The following is a 9,870-nucleotide window of genomic DNA, read 5'->3' as shown; positions in this document are numbered from 1 at the left end:
GGTAGCGCACTTGACTGGGGGTCAAGGGGTCGCAGGTTCAAATCCTGTCATCCCGACAAAAAGCCCTGGTGAGAGGCAACTTTCACCAGGGCTTCGTCGTTTCTGGGGATGGTCACTGGCTGGTCCACTCGCTTGATCTGCTCGATCCGGTCGCCGTCGAAGTGGACCAATCCCGGTTCGCGTCGTCGCCCGCGAAGTGCACCAGAAGGTGCCCGTGGAGTGGACCAGAATCCGCGCAGGGCGATGCTCCGGCCCCTTTCGGGAGGGTCGGAGCGGGGTTCTGAAGCCGGTCACAGGCGGGGTCCGGTGCGGCGGGTGGTGTCCCTTCTGGTGGGGGTTGCGGAGAGGAACTGGTTGGCCTGTCGGGCTGCTTCGGCGAGGTGTCGGTGGTCGGGGTGCAGGTAGCCCTTGGTGGTCTCGATCGACTGGTGCCCGAGGATCTCCTGGAGGACGTGCAGGGCGATGCCGGCGTCGGCCATCCAGGTCGCTCCGGTGTGACGGAGGCCGTGTCGGGTGAGGTTGTCGAACCCGAGCTTTGCGACGAGGTCGTCCCAGTGGGTGGCGTCGCGGACGGTGGCGGTGGTGAGCACGCCACCACGCGGCCCGCGCAGGAGCGGGTCGTCGGGCTCCTTGCCGTTAGTGAGGCGTTCGAGGATGGGTTCGAGGGCGTCGAGCATCGGGACGGGGCGGTCTCTGCGGCCTTTGGTCTGTTTGATGACGAGGCCGCCTTTGCCGGGGTAGTGCTGTCGTCTGATCCACACGATCCGGTTGCCCCAGTCCACGTCCCCGGCCCGGAGCCCTGCGACCTCGGATCCGCGGGCGGCGAGGAGGGCTGCGAGCATGACGTGATCGGAATACGACTGGTGCACCTTCCCGCACGCGGTCGCGAGTCTCTGCAAGGTGGGAAGGTCCGGGAGGGCGTACTGGCGGAGTGCCCCTGTGGTGTGGGTGACGTGCTTGCCGAGGTTGCGGCGGGCGCGGTGCTTGGCGGGGTTGATCGAGATGATGTCGTCACGGACGGCCTCGTCGAGCACCCGGACCAGGGGTGCGATGGAGTTCTTGATGGTGGAGGCGGAGTGCTCTGCTTCCCAGCCATCGATGGTGCGGTCGATCATTCCGGCCGTGATCTTCGCGACCCGGATGTGTCCGAGCGCGGGCAGGACGCGGAGCCGGAGTCCGGTGTCGTACAGCTCGGCGGTGGAGGTGGGGTCCAAGCCTCGCTGCCACCTGTCGCCGATCGTGGCGGCGTAGTCGGCGAGGGTGACGGTGGTGTCGTTGCCGGTCTCGGTCGCGGCGCGCATCTGCTCGAAGAACTCCTCGACCTCCTCCGCGGTGCGAACGTGGGTCACTCGGCCGACGCGCTTCTTGGTCGAAGGGTCGGTCCACCTCACGCGGGCGCGGAACCCGTCGACGCGACGCTCGACGTCGGTGGTGAGCTTGACGCCAACCGGCGGCATCCGATGATTGCGGGGGTCAGCCATGCGCGGACTCCTGCTCGCGCACCCAGGCGCGCACGGTGACGGGGCTGTAGCGGTAGACACCGCCGACCTGCACGAACGGCGGCCCCACCTTCTCGCGACGCCACCGCGAGAGCGTGGCCTGGGAGACGCTCAGAAACTCGGCGGCGTCTTTCGGACACCACAACGGCTCGACCTCGCCGATGCCACGGTCAGGTGTCTGGCTCGTCATCGCCCGGCACCTCGCCGGTGTCCGGGTCGACCCCGAGACCGGCATAGAAGTCCTCCTCGGCCTGGCGTCGAGCGGTCACATCATCGAGGACGAACTGGATGAAGTCTCCGTCGCGATCGGTGATCGGCCGGTCATCGACGGGCGGGCCGGGCTCCTCGCCGGGCCAGCTCGTCTGCCGTGTGGGCCGGTCCTTGTCCAGGCGGCTGCCGCATGTCGCGGTCCAGTCGCGGAGTCTCTGGCGGGCGTCGGCGAAGTCACGGTGCCAGCCCAGGGGCGCGGAGCCGTTCTGCTCGGGGTCGTAGGCGCAGAGCCAGTGCAGGTGCAGGGCGGACAGCTCCCAGACGAGTTCCGGGTGACGATGCCACAACGGAGGGACCACCGCGGCGGGCAGGCCGTAGGTTCTGCGGAGCCAGTTGACCCACTGGTTGAGTTCCAGCCATTCAGCTTCGGCTTCCTCCGCGGCGAGGAGGTTCCAGTTGATCGGGTGTGGCGGCTCGACCTGCAGCTCGGACTCACGCTCACGGGCGTCGTCGATGTGTATCGGCGCGGGTTCGGGTTCGTCCGGTGCGGGGGCGTGGTCGATCGGTGCCATGACTCCTCTCCGTTCAGAGCCCGGGCGCCGAGGCTGCGGGGCTCGGTGAGGACCGTCGCGGTGCGTTGTCGTCGGTGACCCCTCGTGTCACCGAGGCAGCTGTCGCGTCGTGTTGCGGACTGCGGGTGGAACGGGGAACGCGGTCGACGTCGTAGAGCGTGCGCGCAATGTCATGGCCGATCCTCTTGGCGACGAACTCCTCGCCGGCCCGTCCGTCACGGTCATCCTCGAACGTGTGCGTGTAGCCTTCCGCGACGAAGCTGTCGCCCTTGGCGAACCGCTCATGGGCGCGCTCGGCCGTGGCGCGGTAGGCGACGAGGTCGTGGAACGTGGTCTCCAGCTCCGTGAACGACCCGTCCGACTCTTTCCGGTAGTGCTCCTGGCCGACCCTGGAGTAGAACCGTGCTTCGCCTCTCGACGTCTGGCTGAGTTGCGGTTCCGAAGCGATGAACCCCGAGAACGACTCCTGTGTGCGGATCGCCATGACGACCCTCCCTCCAAGCAATGGCGGCGACCCACTCCGGGACGCTCATGTCAATCAGGTGCGCTCGTGCCTTCCGCCGGGGGACACCGCAGTATCGCCTCGACGCGGTCGCGGTCGACGCGAAGCTGTCTCGCGTCGGGTCGGGTGGTCCAGGTGCGGAGCCTGGTGACGATGGGTGGCGCGGAGCGTAGGAGTACGAGTGCGGTGCCGAACGGGAGGGTGCGGATGGTGCCGGGTGGCATGATCGGGACGCGGCGGATGGATCGCTGCGCGGATCGGGTGCCGTGGTCGCCGATGGTGGTGGAGTCGGTGGTCTCGTCGCGTTCCCCGATGAGGGTGGTGAGGTCGTGGAGGTCGCGGCTGTTGGATGCTCCGCCGAGGATGATCTTGACGATCGACGCGTCCCAGATCGCGGAGGCGGCGTTCTCCGACCATTTCTCCCGCGCTTGGGCAAGCGATTGCAGCACGGGCATGGTCGTGATCCCGGTGCCGCCTCCCTCCGCCATCAACGTCGGCAGTGAGGGCAAAGGCGCGAGGTTCCCGACTTCGTCGAGGGCGAGGAGCACGGGTGGGTCCAGGCGTGCGCCGGGGCTGCGGGCGGCGAGGCGGCGGGCTGCTTCGACGAGGTCTTCCATGAACGCGGCGACCAGGGCGGCGGAGTTGTTCGCTCCGGTTCCTGTGGCGAGGAGGTAGAGGGTTCCTTTCGCGTGGAGGAACGCTTCCGGGTCGAATCCCTCACCCTCACCGGGGCTGACGGCGTCGAGGACGCGGGGGTCGGCGAGGGCGGCGAGGGCGAGGGACACGCCTTGCCAGATGGAGTCGCGGGTTCTGGGGTCGGATTCGATCATCGCCTGAAGCGAGTCGGCCCATCCGGTCGCGGCGCCGGGGTGGGTGGTGAGGATCGCGACGGCGTCGGCTGCTGCTGCGGGGTCGAGGGTCCACCGGAACAGTTCGGCGGGTGGCCGGTGGTCAAGGGCTGCGGCGTGGAGGAGGGCTTGGAGGGCGGTGCGGGTCTTGCCTTCCCAGAACCCTCCACCCTCGACACCGCCTGCGGAGAGGCCGGTGCCGGCGGCGAGGCCGGTGGCGCGAATCATCGCGGTCAGCGGGTCCTCGCATCCGCGGATCGGCGACCAGCGGAGCCCGGCGGGGATGCAGTCGGCGAGGTGCTGCGGGTCGAACACCGCGACCGGCCCGATGCGCTCTCGGGCGTGGAGTGTGGCGGTGAGGTTGTCGGGTCTGGTGCTGGTGGTGATGACGGCGCCGGGAGCGTCGAGGATCGTGTTGATGACGATGTGCGCGCCTTTCCCGGAGCGGGGCGGGCCGATCAGCAGGATGCTGTCTTCGACCGACGCCCACACCTCGCTCCCGCGAGAGGTGCCGATCCGGTACCCGACGTCCTCCGGTCGAGGGCGGGGGAGGGCGGGGCGCAGGTGGCGGGCGCGGCGCAGCAGCGCGGCGGCGGACGCGTGCCGGGTCACGTCGGCTCGGGTAGCGATCCCCGCGATCCGGTATGGGTCCGCCTTTGTCTGCCGGCCGTGGTCGCGCAGCGCCCGCCACACCGACCACCCGATAGCACCGGCGAGGGCGAGGAGTATGCCTGCGGTGACCCAGTACGCGACGGGGTGAAGGCCGGGGGCGTCGAGCGCGGCGGCCGGGTCCGCGGGGTTCAGCAGCACGACGAGCCCCGCGTCGATGCCTCCGGCGGGTTGCGGGATGCCGGTGGCCCAAGCGGCGATGGACCCTGCGGCGCGAAGGATACCAGCGAGGATCGCGGCGCCGATCAGGATGCCGATGCCGATGTTGGACAGCTCGTCCCCGAGAGAGGTGGCGTGACGCGGTGCGCTCATTGCGGGTGACCGACGGTGAAGGTTCCGGAGACCCGGCCCAACAGGATCACCTCGCCCGTGGGGCTCGCGGACAGCTGCGCACGGGTGAGGAGGCCGCGGGCGGTACCGTCCGGGGCGGCGTCGGAGTGGGCGATGATCACCGCGACAGCGACATCCTCACCGGGAACGAACCCCGCACCGTGCAGGACGGCCAGCTCGCCGACCGCCGGCACAGGCGCAGCCGCCTCCCGGACAAGCCCATCGGATGCTCCCGGTGGCGGCGGCAGTGGGGTGCGTTTGCGGGTGGGTGTGATGATGTCTGTGAACATGGCCCCGTCGGCTTCACGGACCTCCACCCGCAGCGGGGTCGCATGGCCGGCGGTGAGCTGGTCGAGGATCGTCGCGAATGACCCGCGCTGCCAGGGTGGCGCGAACGGCGCCGGGAGGAACGGGGCGCCGTCGACGGTGACGGTCATGGTGTCATCGCTGGTCACGGTCATCACGACCAGCGGCAGCACCACGGGCACTTCCACTCCGGTGGGCGTGTCGGTGTCGCGCCGGTATCGGGGGCGCGGCATCAGCAGCAACCCCTGCAGTCGATGGAGGGGCAGGCGGTGCGCGGCGGGGTGATCATGTCCGGCAGGTGCACCCGGCCCGTCGGCGCCCGGTCAGAGGGTCCACGCGAGCGGACTCGCGGCCGGTGCCGTGCGCGCCGGTGCGTCGGGCGGTGCGGGCGGGTCGGTGAGAGCGGCGATATCGCTCGCGCTGGAGATGACGGTCGCGATCTTCTCGTGCAAGAGCCGGTGGCATCCCGCGGATGCCGCGGAGGTGATCGGGCCGGGGACCGCGCCGACCGGTCGTCCGAGCGCGTGGGCTTCGGCCGCGGTGTGCAGCGACCCGGACCGGTACCCGGCTTCCACGACGATGGTCGCGGCGGAGATCGCGGCCAGCAGCCGGCCCCGCTGCAGAAACCTCCACCTCGTCGGCGCCGCACCCGGCGACAGCTCGGAGAGCACGGCACCTGACTCCGCGACCCGGGAGAGAAGCTCTTGGTGCCCGGCCGGGTAGTTGCGGTCCAGGCCGCCTGCGAGGACCGCGATGGTGGAGCCGGGGCGGGTGGTGAGCGCGGCGCCGTGCGCGGCGCCGTCGATCCCATACGCCCCACCAGACACCACCACCCGCGGCAACCCCGCCAGGTCGGTGGCGAACTCGGTGGCGACGTGCTCGCCGTATCCTGTCGCGGCGCGCGCACCGACGATCGTGACACGGGATCCCAGCGAACTGGTCAGCACCCCGATGTCGCCCTTGGCCCACAAGGCAAGCGGGGCGAGCACGCCGAGATCGGACAGCCCTTCGGGCCACCCGGCAGCGCCCGGGGTGAGGAGGCAGAGCCCGAGCCGGTCGGTGTGCTCCCGCACCCGGTCGACACCGCCGGCCGCCGGGAGCCGCGGGGCAAGGCGTCCCCGCCAGATGCCGCCCTCGACCGGGTCGACGACACCCGGCAGCGGCGTGTCGGAGGTGATCAGCCGGAGGGTCTCGGTGGCGCCGACGGCGGCGAGGAGTGTGCCGGTGATCCGGTCGCCGGGCTCGGATGCGATCGCGAGGGTCAGGCGTGCGTCGTCGGGGGTGTCGGGCATGGGGGCCTCCTGCGGGTGCTGTGCCTGAGAGGTGCACCCGCCCACCCCGCCAGCTGCGGCGGACGAGGTGGGAGGGCACGAACCGGCCAGGGTTCGCGCCCTCCCTGGGAAAGCTGACCGTGGTTGGGGTGCCGCCGGTCAGCGGTTTGTGGAGTCCATGAGGTCGTGGAAGTCCTGGTCCTCCTCACGGACGTAGCTGGTGCGTTCCCGGTGGAGCGCTAGGCGCCGCCCGAACCAGAGGGTGAGGAGCCCGGCAAGGGTGAAGACCCCTGCGCCGATCCCGACGGGCAGCAACCAGTCCCCACCGCCGGTCAGCGCGAGCCCGGGTGGCAACTCCGGGCTGCCGGGCGGGACGATCACCGGGGTGATCGTCGTGGTCTCATCGGGCGCCCCGCACAACCCATGGTGCAGCACCGTGCCGTCCGGGCCGTGCAGCGTCTCAACCCAGTAGTAGGTCCCGACCTGTTCGAACACCACATCCTCGGAGACGTACTCGCCTGGACCCATGACGGTCTGGGCGTCGGAGGTAAAGACGAGCTCTTCCGGGGTGCAGGTCGCCTTGTCGCTGTCCTGCCGGTACGCCTCGAACACCAGCGTCGTCCCGTCGGGGACGGTCCCGGTGACCTTCGCGGCGTCGTGCGCGGGCTCGCCGAGGGCGACCGTCGCGACCGCGGTCGTGGTGACCGTCAACGTCTCGGGCTGCTCGCTGATGACGGTGGTCTCGCCGGGTGCCCCGCAGGCGCCTTCCACGAGCACGCCCCCGGTGGCGTCGTACAGGGTCTCGACCCAGTACACGTTCCCCGCCGTTGTGACGGTCGTGGTCGGTGAGGTGTAGACGCCGGGCCGGGTGACCGGGATCGGGTCGGACTCGAAGAACGCCGTCTCGCACGCCGGGGTCTGGTCGGCGGGCTGGGGTCCGTAGGTGCGGAACACGAGCGAGGCGCCTTCGGGGATCGAGCCCTGGACGAGTGCAGTGTCCCCGAACGGCTCGCCGACGAGTGCCGCCGGGGTGGCCTGGGTGATGACCGTGACCGGTAGCTCGACCTCCGGGGTGGGTGGGACGTAGAAGCGTTCCAGCACGTCCGCCGGGGACGACTGGTAGGGCTGTACGCGGTCATCGCCCTCGAAGGTGGTGACCAGGACGTAGTAGCCGGGCTCGGTCGGGGTGATCCGATCCGCGTCGGTGTACCCAAGCCGCCAGACCCCGTTCCGAGCCGGCGTCGTGATCGAGGTCAGCACCGGGGCGCCGGTGAGGTCGAGGTCATCGGTGAGCCCGGTGTCGGTGGTGAACGGTCCGTACACGGTGTGCACGAGCTTGTCGAGATCGGCGTCCCAGTAGCCGTCGCCGGTGAACTCGCCGTGGTTGGTCGGGAACCCGGTGACCGTCACCGTGTCGAACGCCCGCCCAGCGGGGTGGACGTTGTACTCCCGCATCAGCGAGGTCGTGGTGATCGGCCAGCGGACGGAGGTCGTCTCCACCGGGATGCCATAGTCGTCGGTGAAATCGGCGGCGAGGTAGTCGCGCACCCACTCCGGCTGCGTGCTCTTTCGCACCTCCCAGACCCACGTCAGGAACCCGCCGGTTGGTGCGACAACCGCCGGCGACGTATAGACGCCGGGGCCGTCCGCCGTGACCGTCACCGCGCCCAGCGGCACCGCGCCGGCGGGCACGGCGCCGTCCCGGGCCGGGGGCAGGGTGCCGGGCACCTGATAGGCGGTGCCCTCGAACACGACGGGGATGAACGCCCCGTCGCGCCTGAGCCATGCCCCGTTCGAGCTGGACACGGTGATCGTGTCGGTCAGCGCGTCGCCAGGCACGGCAAGGTGCTGGTCAGCTTCTGAGACCGCGTGCGGCTGGAACGGCACCACCGAGGTCTCCGCGACCCTCCCGAACCTGTCGGTGAACGAATCCGTCAGATACTTGCCCGTCTCACCCTGCGCGTTCTTGTCGATCGCCCAGACCCAGGTGTAGAACCCCGACTCGGGGGCGGTGATCGTGCCCGGCGACGTGTAGGAGCCCGGCCCGGTCAGCACGACCTCCTCGGTGCCGGCGACCGGGGCGCCGGCCGGCGGGGCGTCGGACTCGACGGGGTGCTCATCGAACGGCCCATAGAGGGTGCCGACCGCGGTCACCTCGACCGGCTGACCGCCAACTCGGATCCAGATTCCTTCGGTCACCGTGACCGCCAGCTCGTCCACGAAGGCGTCGCCCTCGGCCACGAACCGGGAGGCGACCTGCGTGCCAACCTCGGGCTGGAAGTCCAGCTCGATCACCGGCGTCTGCGCCTGCGCGGACAGGCCGGTGGAGGAACCGGCGACCGCCGCGATGAGCCTTTGCGCGCCCGGCGTCGTGTAGAGGTCGACCGCTGCGCCGTACCCGGCGGCGGCCACGCTCATCGACGCCTCGATCCGGTACGAGGCAGCGCCGTCCGCCGGGGTGCCGGTGATGCCGTACTGCCCGGCACCGACCGTGCGGGAGGAACCTTCGCCTGCGAACACCGCGTCGGTGAGCGTCGCGGTGCCCTGCAGCGACGCGGGGTGCGCGGCGACGGTCAGAGTTCCGGCGTACTGGTCCGACATCGACAGGGCCAGGGTCAGCGACGGGTCAGTGACCGCGTTCACGCTGGCCTCCTGCCGCATCACCGCGAGGTTGCCGAGGATCGTGCCTCGCACCGCGGACGGGGCGCGGGCGACGTAGTAGTCATCGCCCGACATGCCGTGGCTGTTGTAGACGCCGGGGTCGGCGACCGACCACACGTACAGGGCGACTGCCGCGGTGATATTCGGATCGCCCGACTGCCCCCACCTGTCCAGGACGTAGTTCAGCTCCGCGAGCTGCTGCCGCGAAAGCGAGTCCAGCGAGCCCACAGTATGCGGCCCGGAGGTCTGGCCGAACGGGGCGGCGGCGCCGAGGTCGATGCAGTATGCCTGCCGCCCGTCGACATCCGTGCTGTACGCGCCGAGGAACCCGAGGCCTTCGTCGTATCCGGCGCCGTGGCTGCCGGCGTGCGCCGGGGAGGCGCCGAGGACGATCGAGCCGGCGGCGACGAGGAGGACAACCAGCAGCGGGGCGATGTGACGCCACAGGCTGCCCGGCGGGTGCGTCCGGCTCACGGGAGGGGATAGTGGCGATGCAGACATGAGCTGTCCTCCTGGCTCGGTGAACGGACGGCGAGAAAGCCGTCCAGCCAGCAGGTGCGCCCCGCCTCACCCGCCCGAGCGAGTCCTGAGCGCGCGGGGGTTCAGGATTCGTGAACCTGCGGGAGTTGCCCGTTCATGCGTCCGGTCGTGTCGAAAGCGGCGAGCTCGGCGGGGTGGAGCTGGTGCTGGACGACGAAGGAGCGGTCCTTGATGCGCCAGAGCCCTTGCCCCGTGCCGAGGCTCGGGAGGAGGTGTTGTTCGGTGCCGGTCAGCCCGAGGGCGAGCGCGGTGGAGCCGAGCTGATCGGCTTCCTGGCGGTAGACGATCCTGGTCTCCGCGTTCGCCAGCAGGGACGAGGCGAGCGCCCGCATCGCGGAGCCCTGATCGCCGACGTTGTCGATGTCGGAGAGCTTGTGGAAGATCAGCATGTTGGCGATCCCGAAGTGGCGGGCGAGCCTCCACTGGGCATCCATCCGTCTTAGCCTCGATCCACCGATGAGC

General features: G+C 70.3%; 8 protein-coding genes and 1 pseudogene. All 9 read right to left on the bottom strand.

Features of this window, described 5'->3' with window-relative positions; genetic code table 11:
• Positions 1-290: 290 nt before the first annotated feature.
• Positions 291-1,481: a tyrosine-type recombinase/integrase gene (locus B3587_RS15290; RefSeq protein WP_286793453.1), complete on the bottom strand. Its 1,191-nt coding sequence runs from the start codon at positions 1,479-1,481 to the stop codon at positions 291-293.
• Positions 1,474-1,689, bottom strand: coding sequence for a helix-turn-helix domain-containing protein (locus tag B3587_RS15285; protein WP_286793454.1), 216 nt, complete (start codon positions 1,687-1,689; stop codon positions 1,474-1,476). The genes B3587_RS15290 and B3587_RS15285 overlap by 8 nt, the downstream gene beginning before the upstream one ends.
• Complete coding sequence (locus B3587_RS15280) at positions 1,670-2,281, bottom strand: hypothetical protein (protein WP_286793455.1); 612 nt, start codon at positions 2,279-2,281, stop codon at positions 1,670-1,672. The genes B3587_RS15285 and B3587_RS15280 overlap by 20 nt, the downstream gene beginning before the upstream one ends.
• A gap of 13 nt (positions 2,282-2,294) precedes the next feature.
• Positions 2,295-2,765, bottom strand: a complete 471-nt coding sequence (locus B3587_RS15275; RefSeq protein ID WP_286793456.1) for a single-stranded DNA-binding protein — start codon at positions 2,763-2,765, stop codon at positions 2,295-2,297.
• A 50-nt stretch (positions 2,766-2,815) separates the two neighbouring features.
• Positions 2,816-4,612: a type IV secretory system conjugative DNA transfer family protein gene (locus B3587_RS15270; protein ID WP_286793457.1), complete on the bottom strand. Its 1,797-nt coding sequence runs from the start codon at positions 4,610-4,612 to the stop codon at positions 2,816-2,818.
• Complete coding sequence (locus B3587_RS15265; RefSeq protein WP_286793458.1) at positions 4,609-5,169, bottom strand: hypothetical protein; 561 nt, start codon at positions 5,167-5,169, stop codon at positions 4,609-4,611. The genes B3587_RS15270 and B3587_RS15265 overlap by 4 nt, the downstream gene beginning before the upstream one ends.
• Positions 5,170-5,259: 90 nt before the next feature.
• Complete coding sequence (locus tag B3587_RS15260) at positions 5,260-6,228, bottom strand: DNA-processing protein DprA (RefSeq protein WP_286793459.1); 969 nt, start codon at positions 6,226-6,228, stop codon at positions 5,260-5,262.
• 138 nt (positions 6,229-6,366) lie between these two features.
• Positions 6,367-9,342 carry a hypothetical protein gene (locus B3587_RS15255; protein ID WP_286793460.1) on the bottom strand — a complete coding sequence of 992 codons (2,976 nt, stop codon included), beginning with the start codon at positions 9,340-9,342 and terminating at the stop codon, positions 6,367-6,369.
• Between the two features lie 128 nt (positions 9,343-9,470).
• Positions 9,471-9,870: pseudogene (locus B3587_RS15250) on the bottom strand (ATP-binding protein); the annotation flags it as partial.

The organism is Microbacterium sp. UBA837, from assembly GCF_002296025.1.
GTDB lineage: Bacteria > Actinomycetota > Actinomycetes > Actinomycetales > Microbacteriaceae > Microbacterium.
This window is presented reverse-complemented; position numbering and strand designations above follow the sequence as displayed.

Bases quoted from the DNA above. Each gene is read 5' to 3' on its own strand.
- B3587_RS15290 (WP_286793453.1), bottom strand. From the start codon at position 1,481: ATGGCTGACCCCCGCAATCATCGGATGCCGCCGGTTGGCGTCAAGCTC.
- B3587_RS15285 (WP_286793454.1), bottom strand. From the start codon at position 1,689: ATGACGAGCCAGACACCTGACCGTGGCATCGGCGAGGTCGAGCCGTTG.
- B3587_RS15280 (WP_286793455.1), bottom strand. From the start codon at position 2,281: ATGGCACCGATCGACCACGCCCCCGCACCGGACGAACCCGAACCCGCG.
- B3587_RS15275 (WP_286793456.1), bottom strand. From the start codon at position 2,765: ATGGCGATCCGCACACAGGAGTCGTTCTCGGGGTTCATCGCTTCGGAA.
- B3587_RS15270 (WP_286793457.1), bottom strand. From the start codon at position 4,612: ATGAGCGCACCGCGTCACGCCACCTCTCTCGGGGACGAGCTGTCCAAC.
- B3587_RS15265 (WP_286793458.1), bottom strand. From the start codon at position 5,169: ATGCCGCGCCCCCGATACCGGCGCGACACCGACACGCCCACCGGAGTG.
- B3587_RS15260 (WP_286793459.1), bottom strand. From the start codon at position 6,228: ATGCCCGACACCCCCGACGACGCACGCCTGACCCTCGCGATCGCATCC.